18 protein-coding genes are annotated in these 16303 nt (G+C 64.4%); 6 read left to right on the top strand and 12 right to left on the bottom strand.

All coding sequences use genetic code 11. The annotated features are described in order from the left end of the window. Positions 1 to 86 precede the first annotated feature (86 nt). Complete coding sequence (locus BLT50_RS08300) at positions 87 to 410, bottom strand: hypothetical protein (RefSeq protein WP_090028197.1); 324 nt, start codon at positions 408 to 410, stop codon at positions 87 to 89. Between the two features lie 194 nt (positions 411 to 604). Between BLT50_RS08300 and BLT50_RS08295 the strand changes: the two genes are divergently transcribed. After that, positions 605 to 1348 (top strand): glutathione S-transferase family protein, encoded by a 744-nt coding sequence (locus BLT50_RS08295; RefSeq protein ID WP_175491427.1) that lies wholly within the window; start codon positions 605 to 607, stop codon positions 1346 to 1348. Here BLT50_RS08295 and nusB read toward each other — a convergent pair. From nusB to BLT50_RS08275, 4 genes are all read right to left on the bottom strand, one after another. Continuing rightward, the gene (gene nusB / locus BLT50_RS08290) at positions 1312 to 1791 is read right to left on the bottom strand and encodes a transcription antitermination factor NusB (protein WP_090028195.1); all 480 of its coding nucleotides are present in this window, start codon (positions 1789 to 1791) and stop codon (positions 1312 to 1314) included. The genes BLT50_RS08295 and nusB overlap by 37 nt on opposite strands. Further along, positions 1788 to 2339: a 6,7-dimethyl-8-ribityllumazine synthase gene (locus BLT50_RS08285; protein ID WP_090028194.1), complete on the bottom strand. Its 552-nt coding sequence runs from the start codon at positions 2337 to 2339 to the stop codon at positions 1788 to 1790. Before BLT50_RS08285 ends, nusB begins: the two co-directional genes overlap by 4 nt. A gap of 1 nt (position 2340) precedes the next feature. Continuing rightward, the gene (ribB, locus tag BLT50_RS08280; protein ID WP_090028340.1) at positions 2341 to 3477 is read right to left on the bottom strand and encodes a 3,4-dihydroxy-2-butanone-4-phosphate synthase; all 1137 of its coding nucleotides are present in this window, start codon (positions 3475 to 3477) and stop codon (positions 2341 to 2343) included. A 129-nt stretch (positions 3478 to 3606) separates the two neighbouring features. Continuing rightward, positions 3607 to 4578: an MBL fold metallo-hydrolase gene (locus BLT50_RS08275; protein WP_090028193.1), complete on the bottom strand. Its 972-nt coding sequence runs from the start codon at positions 4576 to 4578 to the stop codon at positions 3607 to 3609. Positions 4579 to 4739: 161 nt separating this feature from the next. Between BLT50_RS08275 and BLT50_RS08270 the strand changes: the two genes are divergently transcribed. Next, a complete protein-coding gene (locus tag BLT50_RS08270; RefSeq protein ID WP_090028192.1) occupies positions 4740 to 5672 on the top strand; it encodes a DMT family transporter in 933 nt (310 codons plus the stop codon). Here the strand turns inward: BLT50_RS08270 and BLT50_RS08265 are convergent. Next, positions 5596 to 6279, bottom strand: coding sequence for a thiamine diphosphokinase (locus tag BLT50_RS08265; RefSeq protein ID WP_090028191.1), 684 nt, complete (start codon positions 6277 to 6279; stop codon positions 5596 to 5598). The two genes, BLT50_RS08270 and BLT50_RS08265, sit on opposite strands and share 77 nt — an antisense overlap. 138 nt (positions 6280 to 6417) lie before the next feature. Here BLT50_RS08265 and BLT50_RS08260 point away from each other — a divergent pair, with 138 nt between their 5' ends. After that, complete coding sequence (locus tag BLT50_RS08260; RefSeq protein WP_425433941.1) at positions 6418 to 8790, top strand: hypothetical protein; 2373 nt, start codon at positions 6418 to 6420, stop codon at positions 8788 to 8790. A gap of 60 nt (positions 8791 to 8850) precedes the next feature. Here BLT50_RS08260 and BLT50_RS08255 read toward each other — a convergent pair whose 3' ends face one another. Both BLT50_RS08255 and BLT50_RS08250 read right to left on the bottom strand, forming a co-directional pair. After that, positions 8851 to 9081 carry a DUF2842 domain-containing protein gene (locus BLT50_RS08255; RefSeq protein WP_090028189.1) on the bottom strand — a complete coding sequence of 77 codons (231 nt, stop codon included), beginning with the start codon at positions 9079 to 9081 and terminating at the stop codon, positions 8851 to 8853. Continuing rightward, the gene (locus BLT50_RS08250; RefSeq protein WP_090028188.1) at positions 9081 to 10376 is read right to left on the bottom strand and encodes an adenylosuccinate synthase; all 1296 of its coding nucleotides are present in this window, start codon (positions 10374 to 10376) and stop codon (positions 9081 to 9083) included. Before BLT50_RS08250 ends, BLT50_RS08255 begins: the two co-directional genes overlap by 1 nt. A gap of 140 nt (positions 10377 to 10516) precedes the next feature. Between BLT50_RS08250 and BLT50_RS08245 the strand changes: the two genes are divergently transcribed. Continuing rightward, positions 10517 to 10912, top strand: a complete 396-nt coding sequence (locus tag BLT50_RS08245; protein WP_090028187.1) for a DUF6524 family protein — start codon at positions 10517 to 10519, stop codon at positions 10910 to 10912. Positions 10913 to 11059: 147 nt separating this feature from the next. Here BLT50_RS08245 and BLT50_RS08240 read toward each other — a convergent pair whose 3' ends face one another. Genes BLT50_RS08240 through nthA form a run of 3 tightly spaced genes read right to left on the bottom strand, consistent with a single transcriptional unit; the run spans position 11060 to position 12662 of the window. Further along, on the bottom strand, positions 11060 to 11377 hold the full coding sequence (locus BLT50_RS08240; protein ID WP_090028186.1) for a nitrile hydratase accessory protein: 318 nt from the start codon (positions 11375 to 11377) through the stop codon (positions 11060 to 11062). Beyond that, positions 11374 to 12045 (bottom strand): nitrile hydratase subunit beta, encoded by a 672-nt coding sequence (nthB, locus tag BLT50_RS08235; RefSeq protein ID WP_090028185.1) that lies wholly within the window; start codon positions 12043 to 12045, stop codon positions 11374 to 11376. The genes BLT50_RS08240 and nthB overlap by 4 nt, the downstream gene beginning before the upstream one ends. After that, positions 12042 to 12662, bottom strand: a complete 621-nt coding sequence (gene nthA / locus BLT50_RS08230) for a nitrile hydratase subunit alpha (protein WP_090028184.1) — start codon at positions 12660 to 12662, stop codon at positions 12042 to 12044. Before nthA ends, nthB begins: the two co-directional genes overlap by 4 nt. Positions 12663 to 12779: 117 nt before the next feature. Here nthA and secG point away from each other — a divergent pair, with 117 nt between their 5' ends. Both secG and BLT50_RS08220 read left to right on the top strand, forming a co-directional pair. Next, positions 12780 to 13145, top strand: coding sequence for a preprotein translocase subunit SecG (gene secG / locus BLT50_RS08225; RefSeq protein ID WP_090028183.1), 366 nt, complete (start codon positions 12780 to 12782; stop codon positions 13143 to 13145). A 168-nt stretch (positions 13146 to 13313) separates the two neighbouring features. Then, positions 13314 to 14957 carry a CTP synthase gene (locus BLT50_RS08220; RefSeq protein WP_090028182.1) on the top strand — a complete coding sequence of 548 codons (1644 nt, stop codon included), beginning with the start codon at positions 13314 to 13316 and terminating at the stop codon, positions 14955 to 14957. Between the two features lie 16 nt (positions 14958 to 14973). Here the strand turns inward: BLT50_RS08220 and BLT50_RS08215 are convergent, their stop codons facing one another. After that, positions 14974 to 15570: a hypothetical protein gene (locus BLT50_RS08215; protein ID WP_139170494.1), complete on the bottom strand. Its 597-nt coding sequence runs from the start codon at positions 15568 to 15570 to the stop codon at positions 14974 to 14976. Positions 15571 to 16303: the final 733 nt, after the last annotated feature.

Below are 16303 nucleotides of genomic sequence, written 5' to 3'. Positions count from 1 at the left end.
CTGTATATACAGGTCCTCGGGAATGAGATAACCACACGGTCGCTGCGGGCCCGCCACTTTTTCCAACAATGTCCGGTAATGCGTGATCAGCGGCGGCGCGGGGCGCGCGCGGCCGATCTGACCATCACGGGGCGCGTCATATCCACCCGAACGGGGCTGCGATTGCCGCCGCGCGGTTCGTCGTCGTCATCGTCCTTCATGCGCATTACGGCGATCCCGAACTGCACGCCGGCAAAGACGATGCCATTGGCCAGCCAGAGCACGAAAACGGCCAGAAGACCCTTGTCGGAATGCGTCACCAGATGCCACAGGTTCGCGACGTTGAAATACAGCATCATGCCGACGAATCCCCCGGCAATCGCGAATCCTATCGCGACGTTGACGATGTAGAGCCGAATGAGCCTTGGCATGGTAATCTCCTGAGCAGGCACTACCAAGGATAAGCCTGCCCTTTCCCTGTGCAACCCCTAACGCGTTTCAGACCGGATAATCGGCCGGTTTTGGCCGCAACTGCGCTGATTTGCTGCAGCAAAGCCGGTATAGTTCATGCTTGGGTAAGGGTGCGATTTCTATGCTCAGGCCCGCCTGTGAACGGAGATTTCGGATGTTGCGCCTGCTTGCCTTTGCACCTGCCATGGGGATGATCAGCCCCAGCCCGTTTTCGGTCAAGTCGCTGGCGCTGCTGGAAATGAGCGGCCTGCCCTACGAACGTGTGAACGGCGATCCCCGCCGCGCACCCAAGCGCAAGTTGCCGGTGCTTGATGATGCGGGGCGGTTGGTCGCGGACTCGCATCTGATCCAGGCGTATCTGGCCCGGGTCCAAGGCTTTGACCCGGATGCACACCTGACGGACGAAAACCGCGCGGTTTCGACGGCATTCCGCGCGCTTGTCGAAGATCAGCTTTACTGGGTGCTGGTCTATGCGCGTTGGATCGAAAATCCGAAGGTGGCGCGCGACGCGTTCTTTGCGACGCTGCCGGCACCTTTGCGCAGCACTATCTTCGGCATCGTCCGCCGGCAGGTGCGCGCCGCCCTGCACGGGCAGGGCCTTGGGCGGCATGACCGCGCGCAGGTCTATCGCATTGGCGCCGAGGGCGTGGCCGCCCTTGCCGAGCATCTGGGCGACAAGCCCTACTTTCTGGGCGGGCGGCCCAGCGGCATAGATACGGCCCTGTTCGGCTTTCTGGAAAACGTGATCACCCCGCCGCTTGAAACGCCGCTGAAAGAGGCGGTGATGAGCTATCCAAAGCTTGTCAGCTATCGCGACAGGTTCGAAGCGGCACAAGTGCCGGCGCTGCGCGACAAGGCGGCTCAGAACGCTTCGGGGCGCGCCTCGCGGGCCATGTGATCCAGAACGGCGTTGACGAAACCGGCCTCGCGGCCTTCGGGGAAAAAGGCGCCCGCGATATCCACGAATTCCTTGATGACCACCTTGGGCGGCGTGTCCTGTGACACGAGTTCGGCACCGGCGGCACGGAACAGTGCGCGCAGCACCGAGTCGATGCGCCCCAGCGGCCATTTGGCGACAAGCGCGCGGTCGGTCATGTGGTCGACCTTGGATTGCCAGTTCACCGCCTCTTCCACCAGCGCGCGGAACAGGTCGGGATTGCCCTCGGCCATCTCGTCGCCTTCATAGATGGCGCCGAACCGGTGATCGAGAAATTCCTGCACCACCGCATCGACGGACTGGCCGGATTTCTCCATCTGGAAGAGCGCCTGAACGGCATAGAGCCGGGCGGCGGATTTCATCTGACGGCGGGCATCGCCCTTTTGCGCGGAACGGCTGGTCATGCGGAGGTATTGTCCTTGGATTGCCCCGCGATCTGGTATTCGTCGCGTGCGGGCTGGAACCCCACGCCGGCGCGGGGCGCGCCCCACTTACGGGCAAGCGCGACCAGATGCAAGGCCGCAGCCGCCGCGCCGCCGCCCTTGTTCTGATCCTTGGGGTCGGCGCGCACTTCGGCCTGCTTGCGGTTCTCGACCGTCAGGATGCCGTTGCCGATACAAAGCCCCTGCAGACCCAGCAGGGTGATGCCGCGGCTGGAGTCGTTGCAGACCGTGTCATAATGGGTGGTTTCACCCCGGATCACGCAGCCAAGCGCCACGTAGCCGTCAAAGTTGCTCAGCCGTTCGGCCATGCCGATGGCTGTCGGAATTTCCAGCGCGCCGGGCACTTCGACGATGTCCCAGGTGCCGCCGGCGGCCTCGATCTCGGCGGTGGCGCCTGCGATCATGTTGTCGGCGATGTCCTTGTAGTAGGGCGCGACCACGATCAGCAGCTTGACCGGCTTGTCAAAACTGGCACGCGGCAGGGTGTAGTGGGTTTCCGATCCAGCCATGTCACGCACCTCCGGTGATCTTGCGGGTTCCGGTGATTTCCAGGCCGTAGGCTTCGAGACCGACAACCTTGGGCGTGCCCGAATTGGTCAGAAGCTCCATCCGCGACAAACCCAGCGAGCTGAGGATCTGCGCGCCCAGCCCGTATTGGCGCAGGGTTTGCGGGCTGACCTCGCCCTCTTGCGCGATCTTCATTTCCAGATCGCGCAGAAGCACGACGACGCCGCGCCCCTCTTCGGCGATCTGGCGCATCGAGTCGGTGAATTCGAACGCGCGCCCCTTGGGGCCGGCACCGATCATGTCGCGCAGCGGGTCCAGCGCGTGCATCCGCACCAGAACCGGGGTGTCGCCTGTGATGTCGCCCTTGATCAGCGCAATGTGTTCGGCGCCCTGGGTTTCATCCGTGTAGACGCGCATCTGCCATTCCCCCCCGAATTCCGAGGTGACGGTCTGCTCGGTCTTGACCTTGACGAGGTTGTCGTGACGTCGGCGATAGGCGATCAGGTCCGAAATCGTCCCGATCTTGAGCCCGTGGCGCTGTGCGAAAGCCACCAGATCCGGCAGACGCGCCATCGTGCCGTCCTCGTTCATGATCTCGCAGATCACGCCTGACGGGTTCAGCCCGGCAAGGCGCGACACGTCGACCGCCGCCTCGGTATGGCCGGCGCGCACCAGAACGCCGCCGTCGCGCGCGCGCAACGGAAAGACGTGTCCGGGCGTCGCGATGTCCTGCGGGCCTTTCGCGGCGTCGATCGCCACCGCGATGGTGCGGGCGCGGTCATGTGCGGAAATACCGGTGCTCACGCCCTCGCGCGCCTCGATCGAGATGGTGAAGGCGGTTTCGTGCCGCGACGAGTTGTTGGTGCTCATCAGGTGCAGGCCAAGCTGGTCGACCCGGTCGCTGGTCATCGACAGGCAGATCAGCCCGCGGCCATAGGTGGCCATGAAATTGATCGCCTCGGGCGTGGCCATCTGGGCGGGGATCACAAGGTCGCCCTCGTTCTCGCGGTCCTCGTGGTCGACGAGGATGAACATGCGCCCGTTGCGGGCGTCTTCGATGATGTCCTCGATCGACGAGATCGCATCGCGCCAGTTTTCCTCGACCGGGCCCGGTGTTTCGTATTTCGCGCTTTCGGCCATGAGCATCCCCTGCGGCAACTTTCCCCGGCGAAATAACGCAGGGCGCGCGCGATGGCCAGAGGGACGGAGCGTCGCGCGCCAGATGGCGCACAGAAAAAAGGGGGGGCGCCCTGCCCCCCTTTTTCAGGATCACTTGGTGAATTGCCAGAGCGCCGGGATGAAGCTGTAGCTGTCGTCCTGCCGCAGCACATGGCCCACGCCGGGGAACGGGAAGTGATAGCCAAGGATCGCGATCCGGTCGGCCGCCGCCATATCCAGCAGCCGCATCCGGGTGGCGACCGTCTGCTCACCATCGGCGTCAAAGCCGTTGTACCAGTCGGGATGGGCAAAATTGGTATAGGCATGCGACATGGAATCGCCCAGCGCGATCAGTTGCTTGCCGCCGGATTCCACAACCACGCTCATATGGCCGGGCGTGTGGCCGGGCGTGTCGATCACCCGCACGCCCGGCACGATCTCGTCGTCGTTCCGCACGAAGGTCCATTCCAGCCCGTCCGCGGTGATCGAGTTGACCGCCCCCAGGACGAATTGCTGGTCTTCGGGCGGCACCTGGTTCACGAGGTCGTCCTGCATCCAGTAGTCGTGCTCGGCCTGGCCGATGAAATATTGCGCGTCGGGGAACAGGGGTTCGTCGAAGTCGTCACGGATGCCCCAGATGTGATCGGGATGCGCATGGGTGATGACGACATGAGTGATTTCGGACGGATCGATTCCCGCATTCTGCATGTTGGTCATCAGCCGCCCGACCGTGGGCAGGAACCTGCTGCCGGACCCCACGTCCACCAGCACCTTTGCATCGCCGCTTTCCACCAGCAGGTGGTTGGTGTGCGAATAGCCATCGACAGGCGACAGGTAGTGTTGTTCGAGAAACGCCTGCACCTCTTCGCGCGGGGCATTCACGCCCAGCCCTTCGGTCGGCAGGCTGAAGAAGCCGTCCGACAGGATGGTGATGCGGGCATCCCCCAGCGTGAACCGGAAATGCGCGGGGTTCGGTGTATCGGGCGCGCCCAGCTGCGCGCGCACGGCACCGGGCAGCGCAAAGGCCGGGGCCATCGCGGCGAGTTTCAGAATTTCGCGGCGCGTTGGTTTCAGAAGTGTCATGAAAGGCGTCCTCCCGTTCGAGCGTTTTGTCAAAGATAGGGCCGCGCGCGCTTAACGCAATGCGTTTTGCGAATATGTAAACGAATAGGCTTTGCGTGATTTCCCGCGGCAGCGATCAACTTTCGATTGTTGCCGCGCAAATTGCTGTCTAGCCTTGGCGGATGAACGGCGACCGCCCCATCCTTGGCATTACCCTCATGCTTGGGTTCTGCATCATCGCACCGCTTGCCGATGCGGTGGCAAAGCTGCTGGGCGCGGCTGTGCCCCTGGATCAGGTGCTGCTGTTCCGTTTCGGCATCCAGGCGGCGATCCTCATACCGCTGATCGCGGTGTCCGGCCGGATGTGGCGGATGCGCGGGCTGGTCATGTGGCTGGCTCTGTTGCGCACGATCATGCATATCACTGGCATCGGCATGATGTTCACCGCGCTGCAGTACCTTCCGCTGGCCGACGCGATCGCGATAAGCTTCGTAATGCCTTTCATTCTTCTTCTGCTTGGCAAACTCCTGCTGGGTGAAGAGGTCGGCCCGAGGCGCATCGCGGGGTGTATCGTGGGGTTCTGCGGGTCGCTTCTGGTGATCCAGCCCAGCTTTGCCAGCGTTGGCTGGCCCGCCCTGCTGCCGCTGGGCGTCGCCGTCAACTTTGCCCTGTTCATGCTGGTGACCCGCCGCATCGCCAAGGTGACCGATCCCGTCGGATTGCAGGCAGTGAGCGGGGTGATGGCCATCGCCATCCTTCTGCCGCTGCTGGCGTTCGGCCGGGACGGCGGGCTGAGCCTGAATGTCTCGGGCGGTTACGAATGGGGGCTGCTGCTGGCGATCGGCGTTCTGGGCACGCTGGCGCATCTGCTGATGACATGGTCGCTGCGCTTTGCGCCGTCGGCCACGCTGGCGCCGATGCAATACCTTGAAATTCCTTTCGCCACGCTGATCGGTTGGCTGATCTTCGCACATTGGCCCAACATGACAGCCGGGCTGGGCATCGCCATCACGATGGCCGCGGGATTGTACGTGGTGTTCAGGGAGCGGGCCACGAGCCAGGCGTTGCAAGCAGCGTCCGCACAAGCGGATCAAGCGCGTCTCTTGGCAGAATGAGCAACATGCCCGGCGCGGCGAAGCGAAGCCGTATCGGCCCGGTGGCAAGGTTCGATGTGCCCACGCGCGCATCGGGCGCGAAATCAAGACCGTCGATGGGCCAGTGCAACCCCTCCGACCAGCCATGCAGCGCCCGCATCGGGAACAGCGACACACGCGTGCCGGGGCGCAGGTCGATCGCCAGATCGGGCGGGCAAAGCGTTACAAGCTCATCCATGCCGACCAGAACGCAGCGGCGATGCGGGTGGCGCACCAGCGTATTGAAATTCGCAAGCTCGTGGTCGCGGCGCGCGCCCATGAAACCCGCCCCAAGGATCAGCGGCGCCTCGACCGAGCGCAGCGCCTTGTCGAAATCGGTGCTTTCCTGTTCGGGGATATGATGAAAGCGCGCGGGATCGATCTGCGCGCGCGTCGCGTCGTCGATGCTGTCCATGTCGCCGATCACCGCCAAAGGCATCTCGCCCGCCTTCAGGGCAAGAGCGGCCCCGCCATCGGCGGCAACGACGCCCGGCGCGTGCTTGCGCAGCGCCTGGAAAAGCCCCACATCGGCTTGACCCCCACCGACAAGGGTGAGCGGGGCGTCGGTTCGAACAATTTTATCAGTCATTGATGGATTAGCCACATTTCGGGAAACAAACCACATTCCGGCCACGAAATGATACGGTAAAAACCGAAGAATCGTTCACGTTTCGGCGTCACTGGGGTGCTAGATGTCGGTTCGCAGGCAATGAAAGGCGATGTGAACATGGTGAGCACGAGTAAAATCCTGACGGTTTCCTATGGCACGTTCTCGTGCACGCTGGAAGGCTTCGATGACTCGTTTGAGACAATGAAGGCAATTGCGGAATATTTCCGCGACCTTGCTGCCGACGATCGCTATTTCGGGGCCGAACCGCCGACGCCGGATGCCGAGATGCTGGCCCGGATCGCCGAGCGTGAAATCGCCCGCCGTGTCGAGGCGCGCGAGGAAAAGGGCGGCATCGTTCTGCGTGCATCCGACGCCGCCAAGCATGCGACACCCGCTTTGGGCGCGGCAACCGCGGACGCTGCTGCGCAGCCTGCCGAAACGCCTGAGCCCAGCGCCGAGCCGCAGGCCGACACCGCCGAGGCACCCACCCAGGCCGCGCCCATACTGGAAACGGAAGACGCGCCCGAAGCCATCGAGCCTGCAACCGAAGAGGCTGAAGCCCCCGAGGCGGCCGAAATCGACGAGGCCGAGCCCGAACCGCAGGCCGCGCCGGACATGCCCGAGGCAGAAGAAGCGCAAGCCGAAGCCGAGGAAATGGAAGAGGCCCCCGCCGAAGCCGAAACCCCGGTCGAGGAAGTCGCTGAAGACACCGTCGTCGAAGAAGCCGCGGAAGACACCGCCGCCGACGAGATCGAAGAGGTCGAAGCCGAAGAGATCACCCCTGCGGCTGTCCAGGCGGACGACAATTCGATTGCCGCCAAGTTGCAGCGCATCCGCGCCGTCGTTTCGCGCAATACGACCGAAGTCACCGACTATTCCGAAGACCAGCACGCCGACGCCTTTGTCGAACCGGAAATGGCATCGCTTGACGCGGTTCTGTCGGAAGAGCCCGAGGAAGAGGCGGCCGCCGAATTCGTAGAGGACGAAGATGGCGGCATGGCCGACATCATGGCCGAAACACACCCCGAAGAGATCGATGCCGACGAGGAAGGCGAGGCGGAAGACCTCGTCGACGAGAGCATCGAAAGCGAACCGGAGACCGCCGAAGAAGAGGCGCTCGACACGCTCGAGGCCGAATTGCAGGCGCTGGTCGAAGAGACCCCTGAAGTGATGGAAGAGGTCGAGGAAGAGGCAAGCGCCGAGGTTGACGAGGCCCTGACGCTCGAGCCCGAATCCCGGATTGAAGACGAAGACGAAGACGACGTGGCCAGCATCCTCGACAAGCTGGCTGGCCTGTCGGACGACGAACCCGCCGAAGCGCCCGTGTTCGACGAAGCCGAAGACGAGGACGTGCCTGTCGCCAAGGATGCGCCGGTTACAGAAGACGACCTGGAGGCCTTTCTTTCCGGGCTTTCCAGCGAAAGCGAAGAAGACAGCGCAGAACCCGAAGCGGAAGCTGCCGAAGTCGCGGAAGAGCCCGCACCGCTTCGAGCCCGCGTTCTCAAGATGAAGCGCGCCGATTTCGAAGAGGCGATTGCCCAGGGCCACCTGGAAGAATCCGACGAAGACGACGACGCGTGGGACGATGACTGGAACGCGCTGGACGACACCGACCTGTCGCCCGAGGAAGAGGCCGAATTGCAGGCCGAGCTGGCAGAGGTCGAGGCCGAGCTGGACGACGATGATGCCGATACGCTCGACCTCGATGACGACGCCGAAGGCGAGATCGACTCGATCTTCGCGGAAACCGAAGACGACACCCCCGACCTGCAGGACCGCCGCCGTGCGCGCGACCAGCTGGACGGGGCCGCCTCGGAAAGCGATATGTCCCGCCTGATGGCCAAGACCATCAGCGAAATGGACGAGCCTGAGTCGGCCAACCGCCGCAGCGCCATCCAACACCTGCGCGCCGCGGTCGCCGCAACGCGCGCCGACAAGGAAGCCGGGATCAGCAACCGCCCCGACACCATCGGCGAAGCGTTCCGCGAGGATCTCGCCAGCGTCGTGCGCCCCCGCCGCCCCCGCACCGAAGGCAGCGGCACCGCACGTCCGACCGAGCCCACGCGCCCCGCGCCGCTGAAACTGGTGGCCGAGCAGCGCATCGACGCCCCCTCGGCCCCGCAGGCCCCGGTGCGCCCGCGCCGCGTGTCGATGTCGGAAATCCGCGACGAACAGCATGAGGACGTCCATGCAGCCCAGGACTCGGAAGGTTTTGCAGATTACGCCGAAACGATGGGCGCGCATGATCTTCCCGAAATCCTCGAAGCGGCAGCAGCTTACCTGTCCTTCGTCGAAGGCCGCGATCAGTTCTCGCGCCCGCAGTTGATGACCCGCGCCCGCGCGGTCATAGGCGACGATTTCAGCCGCGAGGACGGGCTGCGCAGCTTTGGCCAGCTTCTGCGCCAGGGCAAGATCCAGAAGCTCAAGGGCGGCCGTTTCACCGTTTCGGAGGATATCGGCTTTCAGCCCGGCGCGCGGCGCGTGGGCTGAACTTCGCCTCACCTGAATTGAAAAGGCGGGCCAGATGGCCCGCCTTTGTCGTTTCTGTCATCAGTTTCCCTGATCGGGATCGTCCGGGTCGGGCTGCCCCACCCCGCGAAAGATGAAGCGGAACGGCAAGGCCCAAAGAAACCCCAATGCCACGTAGACCAGGAATTCGGCCCAGATCGGCGGGCGTTCCAGCATGTTCACGACGGTGACCGCCGCCACGACATAGGCCGGCAATCCGATCAGCAGGATCACCAGAGACCATCTTTTTCGGGCTTTGTAGCTCAGGGCCATCAGTCAGCGAATGGGTCCGTTACAAGGATCGTATCGTCACGCTCGGGTGACGTGGAAAGTAGCGCGACAGGGCATTCGATCAACTCTTCGACCCGGCGCACGTACTTGATGGCGTTGGCCGGCAGATCGGCCCAGCTCCGTGCGCCTTCGGTCGATTCCGCCCAGCCCTCCATTTCCTCGTAGACCGGCACGCAGCGCGCCTGCTGCTCGGCCGCTGTGGGCAGGTAGTCCAGCCGCTGACCATCGAGATCGTATCCCACGCAAATCTTGAGCGTCTCGAACCCGTCGAGCACATCGAGCTTGGTCAGCGAAATGCCGTTCACCCCGCTGGTGGCGCAGGTCTGGCGCACCAGGGCGGCATCGAACCAGCCACAGCGGCGCTTGCGCCCGGTCGTGGTGCCGAACTCGTGCCCGCGTTCGCCCAGGCGTTGTCCGTCGGCATCGTGCAGTTCGGTCGGGAACGGCCCCTCGCCCACGCGGGTGGTGTATGCCTTTACGATGCCCAGCACATAATCGATGGCGCCTGGCCCAACGCCGACACCGGTCGCCGCCTGCCCCGCGATCACGTTCGACGAGGTGACGAACGGATAGGTGCCGAAATCGATGTCCAGCAACGCACCCTGTGCGCCCTCGAACAGGATGCGCTTGCCGGATTTGCGCTTTTCGTTCAGCACCTTCCAGACGGGCGCCGCGTATTTCAGGATTTCCGGCGCGATTTCCTTCAGTTGCGCAACCAGCGCGTCGCGGTCGATCGGATCGACGCCCAGCCCCTTGCGCAGCGGATCGTGGTGCTGCAGCGCGCGGTCCACCCGCGCCTCCAGCGTGGCGCCATCGGCCAGATCCGCGACCCGGATCGCGCGGCGTCCGACCTTGTCCTCATAGCAGGGGCCGATACCGCGGCCGGTGGTTCCGATCTTGGTGCCCTTGCTGGCCGCCTCTTCGCGGGCGCGGTCAAGCTCGCCGTGGTAGGGCATGATCAGCGGCGTGTTCTCGGCGATCATCAATGTTTCGGGGGTGATGTCCACGCCCTGCCCGCGGATCGTCTCGATCTCTTTCAGCAGGTGCCAGGGGTCCAGCACGACGCCGTTGCCGATCACGCTCAGCTTGCCGCCGCGCACCACGCCCGAAGGCAGCGCATGCAACTTGTAGACAGTGCCATCGATCACCAGCGTGTGGCCGGCATTGTGCCCGCCCTGAAAGCGGCAGATCACATCGGCGCGCTCGGACAGCCAATCGACGATCTTGCCCTTGCCCTCGTCGCCCCATTGCGCGCCAACAACGACCACGTTTGCCATGTCACGACCCTTTCCTGACGGCAGAAACCGACGCCCCGTATAGCGGTGCGCGCGGGGCAGCGAAACCGGAAATTCGCCGCAGGCTGGACAGGCCGCGCCAGGCCGGGCAAAACTCGGTCCCGGACAACCGGAGGGTCACGATGGGATTTGTGTTGCGCTGGTTCGCGGCCTTCGGGCTTTTGTCGCTCACCTACAATCCGACGCAATGGAACTTTGCCCGATGGGCCAGCCGCGACTGGGGCGATCAGATGCCGCTCATCGTGCTGAGCGGGCTGTTGCTGCTTGTGGGCTACATCATCTACCTGCGCGCCACGCTCCGTTCGATCGGGGCATTCGGCATGGCGCTGGTGCTCGCGATCGTCGGGGCGTTGATCTGGGTTGCGCAGGATTTCGGCTGGCTCGATCTGCGCGATCCCACGCTCAACACCTGGATCGCGCTTGTGGCGCTGGCCACCGTCCTGGGCATCGGCCTCAGCTGGAGCCATGTGCGCCGCCGTCTGAGCGGGCAGTCAGACATGGACGATGTCGACGACTGAGCGCTTCATCTTGCCGAAAATACTCATTCCGGACATTGCCAACGGGCGCTTCGGTCCGGTCCGTCCTGCCCGCGCCACCGGCGGCCCGAGGCCCGCAGCCGCAGGCGCAGGGCCGAGACACCCTGCGCGCGCAAGCGCACAAATGGATCAGGCCAGCTTTACCGGCGCACCATGCGGGGTCGACAGATAGGCGTGTTCCCAGGCCGCGCGCATCGCCTCGACCGTGCCGGGGTCGGCCACGGACAGTTCGCCCAGCACCCCTTCCAGCGCCTCGAGCCAGGCATTGAAATAATCGTCACCGCCATCGAGCTCTTTCGACAGTCCGTGCCGCGCAAGGCTGGCGCCGAACCTCTCTGCCCAATCTGGCCAGGTGAACAGGCCGCGTTCATGCAGGTGCACCGTCAGCGCGAAAAGCTGGGCGTGCCAAGGTTCGGCAAAGACGGGTTCGGGCGGCGCGTCGGTCATGCGGGCTCCAGGTAGCTTTGCCAAAGATCGCAGGTCACCTCGTCGCCGGCGCGTTCCGGTGCGCCCCACAGCTCGGCCGCGTCGAAGACAACGGTGTACAGGTGCTCGGGCGACTCGCCCCTGCCGTGGGCATTGGCGTCGGGCAGCACATGCGCGCCGTGATGGTGCAGGATGCGGCCCACCGCGCCCGCCGCATAGGACGGCAGCCGCGTATGACCGCCGGCGACAAAGGCATTGCGCGCGGGCCGGCGGGTGCGCACGACGTCGCCCGGTGCAAACTTGGGCGCGGAATCCACAGGCCGGTCGGCAGGCCCGCCACGCGCCAGCGCGCCGGCCACGGCATCGGCCCGCAATTTGCGCCCGGACAGCGGGCTTGGCCCTGCGCCCTGCCCTGCCATCAGTTCGTCGCGGGTGACGACGCCGTTTTCCTCAAGCAGGTCCGCCAGCGCCGATATCCATTTCTCGTAATAGGAAAACCGCGCGTAATCCTTGGGCGACAGCCGTTCGCGCGCGTGTCGCGACGTGTCCAGGTTCCATTGCCCCAGCGCGCCCGCCGCCAGCGTGACGGCCAGCGCCCGCGCGTGCCAGTCCTCCTTGAACACGGGTTCGGGCGACGGATCGACAGGCCCGTCGCCGAACCGCCCGCCCATATCGTGCACGCGGGTCATTCCGGCCGCCCCGGCAGGCCGGTGCCGATCATGCTGTCGCGGGTGACCCAGGGGATCAGGTCGTCCTCGTTCAAACCATCGGTGCCTTCGGGGCGCATCGGGATCACGAGATAGCGCAGTTCGGCCGTCGAATCCCAGACGCGCACCCGCGTGTCCCCGGGAAGGGTCACGCCGAACTCGGCCAGCACCTTGCGCGGCTCGCGCACGGCGCGGGCGCGGTAGGCGTCGGATTTGTACCAGCCGGGCGGGATGCCAAGCAGCGGCCAGGGGTAGCAACTGCACAGCGTGCAGACGACCATGTTGTGCTGTTCCGGCGTGTTTTCGACCGCGACGATATGTTCACCTTGCCGCCCGTAAAAACCCAGCTCGGCCACGACGGCGGTCGCGTCCTCGAGCAGCGCGGCGCGGAACGCGGGATCGGTCCAGGCGCGGGCGACGACAAGCGCCCCGTTCTTGGGGCCGATGCGGTTTTCATAGGTGTCGATGATCTCGTCCAGGGCGGCGGGATCGATCAGGCCCTTTTGCGTGAGAATGGTTTCGATCGCCTTCACCCGCAACGCGGGATCGGGCGGCAAAACGGCATGGGCGTGATCGTGGTCATGGTGGTCGTGTGGCATGACCGCGATGATGCGACAGCAGCGCCTATCCTGTCCAGCCCGGGAATGACCGCTTGCCCCTTGGGCCAAAGACTATTACATGGCCCCTGATACGAATATCCGGCAAGCCGAGGCCCCATGGAAAACGTCATCCTTATCGTCCACCTTCTTCTCGCAATGTCGCTGATCGGCATCGTGCTGCTGCAGCGTTCGGAAGGCGGCGGTCTTGGTATGGGCGGCGGTGGCGGCACCGCGACCGGGCGGGCTCCGGCCACGCCCCTGGGCAAGGTCACCTGGCTGCTGGCAATCGGGTTCATCTGCACATCGCTGGCGCTGACGATCGTCGCGGCACAGAAATCCGCGGGCAGCTCGGTCCTCGACCGGATCGGCAACCAGCCCCGCACCGAAGAACCCGCAGATACTGCGCCCGCCCTGCCCACGGGCGACGGGCTGCTGCCACCCAGCGGCGGCGACAACGCACCACTGGTTCCGCGGGCCGACTGAGGCCCGCACAACACAACCGTTTGCGGAGTAGCACAGGCCCACAACAGCATCTTGCGGTCTGCTTGCGCAAACGATCCGAATCCTTTATGACTTGAGTCCCGTGATGCTGCGGCCTTTTGGGCCGGGCGGGCGCTCATTTTTCGCGACTTCACGGGGGACTGCCACGACATGGCTCGATTCATCTTTATCACCGGCGGCGTTGTGTCATCCTTGGGCAAGGGTCTGGCATCGGCCGCGCTTGGGTCGCTGTTGCAGGCGCGGGGCTTTTCGGTGCGGCTGCGCAAGCTCGACCCCTACCTGAACGTCGACCCCGGAACGATGAGCCCGTTCGAACATGGCGAGGTGTTCGTCACCGACGACGGTGCGGAAACCGATCTCGACCTTGGGCATTACGAGCGGTTCACCGGCGTGCCCGCGCGCATGACCGACTCGGTCAGTTCGGGGCGGATCTATTCCAACGTGCTGGAAAAGGAACGCCGCGGCGATTACCTGGGCAAGACCATCCAGGTCGTTCCCCATGTCACCAACGAGATCAAGGAATTCATCTCGATCGGTGAAGACGAGGTCGATTTCATGCTGTGCGAGATCGGCGGCACCGTCGGCGATATCGAGGGCTTGCCGTTCTTCGAGGCGATCCGCCAGTTTTCCCACGACAAGCCGCGCGGGCAGTGCATCTTCATGCACCTGACGCTGCTGCCCTATCTGGCCGCATCGGGCGAGTTGAAGACGAAGCCAACGCAGCACAGCGTAAAGGAATTGCAGTCCATCGGCATCGCGCCCGATATCCTTGTGTGCCGGTCCGAACAGCCGATCCCCGACAAGGAACGTGAAAAGATCGCGCTGTTCTGCAACGTCCGCAAAGAGGCGGTCGTCGCGGCCTATGACCTGAGTTCGATCTACGAGGCGCCGCTCGCCTATCACCGCGAGGGGCTCGACCAGGCGGTTCTGGACGCGTTCCAGATCAGCCCCGCCCCGCGCCCCGACCTGTCGAAATGGGAAGACGTGGTCGACCGCATCCACAACACCGACGGCGAAGTGAACATCGCCATTGTCGGCAAGTACACGCAGCTTGAAGACGCCTACAAGTCGATCAAGGAGGCGCTGACCCATGGCGGCATGGCCAACCGGGTCAAGGTCAACGTGAACTGGGTCGATGCCGAGGTGTTCGACCGCGAAGACGCCGCGCCCCATCTCGAAGGGTATGACGCGATCCTGGTGCCCGGCGGCTTTGGCGAACGCGGCACCGAGGGCAAGATCAAGGCGGCCGAATTCGCCCGCACCCGCAAGATTCCCTACCTGGGCATCTGCCTTGGGATGCAGATGGCCGTGATCGAGGCCGCGCGCAACGTGGCGGGCGTGACCACGGCAGGGTCCGAGGAATTCGACCACGAGGCCGGGAAAAAGCGGTTCGAACCGGTTGTCTATCACCTCAAGGAATGGGTGCAGGGCAACCAGAAGGTCAGCCGCAAGGCCAGCGACGACAAGGGCGGTACGATGCGCCTCGGCGCCTATGACGCGGTGCTCAAGGAAGGGTCGAAGGTGGCGCAGGTCTATGGCACCACGACGATCGACGAACGCCACCGTCACCGCTACGAGGTGGATATCAAGTACAAGGACAAGCTGGAATCGGCGGGCCTTACATTCTCGGGCATGTCACCGGACGGGCGTTTGCCGGAAATCGTCGAATGGTCGGATCACCCTTGGTTCATCGGCGTGCAATTCCACCCCGAACTGAAATCGAAACCCTTCGATCCGCATCCGTTGTTCGCCGATTTCGTGCGCGCCGCGGTCGAGGCGTCGCGCCTGGTCTAGACGCAAGCCGCCAAGGTCAGCCCAGGATCGGGCCCAGAAGCTCGCGCAGCAGACCGGGGCGCTTGTTGCGGTTCGCCGGCGCGCCAAGCGACCTGTCTGTCAGTGGGCTTTCCTTTTCGCAGGGCAACGGATCGTCATCGTCCTCGTTGGCGTCCTGAACGGCCTTCAGCGTAATGGGCATGAACAGCCGCGGGTCGAACACCCAGCGACCGTGACATCCTATTGCGCGGTCGTCTTCCTGCCGCTCGACCCATTCGAGGATGCGGGCGAACACATCGCCCAGCCCCTGATCGGGGTCCGGCAGGTAAAAACCGCTGACGACACGGCGGTGGATGGCATCCAGCACCTGGCATCTCGCCCGCTCTTCCATCGGGACACGGTCTTTGCGAACGTAGTTGAAATGTGCGGGATCGCCGTTGAAAAAGACGATCATCGCGGTTCCGAGGTCGAGCCCCTTTTGCGACATGGACCAACCCAGCTTGCGCATGTCGCCCGTCGCCCAGTCAAATCTACGCAGTGAGTCGCGCCGTTCTTGCGAACTGCCGCCGCGGATTTCCTGCAGAAGATCCTGCAAGTCGGAATCGGAAAGCTTTTCACCAGGTCTATGTGCCACAAGCACGTCCCTTCACCAAACATACGCGGTAAGGCTAGGATTGAAATGTGGTCAGATTTTGGAGGAGCTGTGACACGATCTGTCCTGGCCGGGATGTGCCTTGCCCTGTGCGCCGCGTCATCGCAGGCCGAGCCGCTGCGCGTCGTTCCTTATGATCGGCTTGCGGCGGAACTGGACGGCCGCATCGGGTTCGACGCCCTGCCCCGGCGCCCCGAACCGGGCCTGTCGCTGGATCATCCGCTGCCGGTCGATGGCGCGTGGGTGGGGGCCGCGTTCGCGGGACAGGCGGGCGTCGTCCGCCAGCCCGGCGACGGCGCGCGCCACGACGGCATCGGTGACGCGCGCGCCGATGCGCCGCTGCGCCTCGTGGGGCAAGGACCGGGCCAGGGGCTGGCCTTTGCGCATCACCGCGGCTTCGGGTCGGTTGCCGTCTTTCCCCTTGGTCCCGACGGGTTCGGCCGGATTTCGGGCCGTGGTGAAGGCGCGCTGGCGGTGTTGTTCGCGCAGGATCAACGCGCCGTGGGCCTGCGCATCCATTCGGACTATCCAGATCCGCTTGGCAGCCGGCAGACCGCCGCCGGTGATGTCGAAATCCTGATGATGGCACGCGATGGTCGGATGATCGGGCGTCATGCCGTGCGTCTGGGCCCCGGCATCACCGAAATCGGGCTGGAGCGCAGCGACGGGCAGCCCGGCATCGCGGGGTTCGTTCTGCTCAATACCGATCCGGGCG

It is taken from the genome of Lutimaribacter saemankumensis, assembly GCF_900100005.1.
GTDB lineage: Bacteria > Pseudomonadota > Alphaproteobacteria > Rhodobacterales > Rhodobacteraceae > Lutimaribacter > Lutimaribacter saemankumensis.
Note: the sequence above shows the minus strand (reverse complement) of the source record. Positions and strands in the feature narration are given on the sequence as shown.

Excerpts from the sequence above, each read along its gene's own strand:
- BLT50_RS08300 (WP_090028197.1), bottom strand. The coding sequence starts at position 410 with ATGCCAAGGCTCATTCGGCTCTACATCGTCAACGTCGCGATAGGATTC.
- BLT50_RS08295 (WP_175491427.1), top strand. The coding sequence starts at position 605 with ATGTTGCGCCTGCTTGCCTTTGCACCTGCCATGGGGATGATCAGCCCC.
- nusB (WP_090028195.1), bottom strand. The coding sequence starts at position 1,791 with ATGACCAGCCGTTCCGCGCAAAAGGGCGATGCCCGCCGTCAGATGAAA.
- BLT50_RS08285 (WP_090028194.1), bottom strand. The coding sequence starts at position 2,339 with ATGGCTGGATCGGAAACCCACTACACCCTGCCGCGTGCCAGTTTTGAC.
- ribB (WP_090028340.1), bottom strand. The coding sequence starts at position 3,477 with ATGGCCGAAAGCGCGAAATACGAAACACCGGGCCCGGTCGAGGAAAAC.
- BLT50_RS08275 (WP_090028193.1), bottom strand. The coding sequence starts at position 4,578 with ATGACACTTCTGAAACCAACGCGCCGCGAAATTCTGAAACTCGCCGCG.
- BLT50_RS08270 (WP_090028192.1), top strand. The coding sequence starts at position 4,740 with ATGAACGGCGACCGCCCCATCCTTGGCATTACCCTCATGCTTGGGTTC.
- BLT50_RS08265 (WP_090028191.1), bottom strand. The coding sequence starts at position 6,279 with ATGACTGATAAAATTGTTCGAACCGACGCCCCGCTCACCCTTGTCGGT.
- BLT50_RS08260 (WP_425433941.1), top strand. The coding sequence starts at position 6,418 with ATGGTGAGCACGAGTAAAATCCTGACGGTTTCCTATGGCACGTTCTCG.
- BLT50_RS08255 (WP_090028189.1), bottom strand. The coding sequence starts at position 9,081 with ATGGCCCTGAGCTACAAAGCCCGAAAAAGATGGTCTCTGGTGATCCTG.
- BLT50_RS08250 (WP_090028188.1), bottom strand. The coding sequence starts at position 10,376 with ATGGCAAACGTGGTCGTTGTTGGCGCGCAATGGGGCGACGAGGGCAAG.
- BLT50_RS08245 (WP_090028187.1), top strand. The coding sequence starts at position 10,517 with ATGGGATTTGTGTTGCGCTGGTTCGCGGCCTTCGGGCTTTTGTCGCTC.
- BLT50_RS08240 (WP_090028186.1), bottom strand. The coding sequence starts at position 11,377 with ATGACCGACGCGCCGCCCGAACCCGTCTTTGCCGAACCTTGGCACGCC.
- nthB (WP_090028185.1), bottom strand. The coding sequence starts at position 12,045 with ATGACCCGCGTGCACGATATGGGCGGGCGGTTCGGCGACGGGCCTGTC.
- nthA (WP_090028184.1), bottom strand. The coding sequence starts at position 12,662 with ATGCCACACGACCACCATGACCACGATCACGCCCATGCCGTTTTGCCG.
- secG (WP_090028183.1), top strand. The coding sequence starts at position 12,780 with ATGGAAAACGTCATCCTTATCGTCCACCTTCTTCTCGCAATGTCGCTG.
- BLT50_RS08220 (WP_090028182.1), top strand. The coding sequence starts at position 13,314 with ATGGCTCGATTCATCTTTATCACCGGCGGCGTTGTGTCATCCTTGGGC.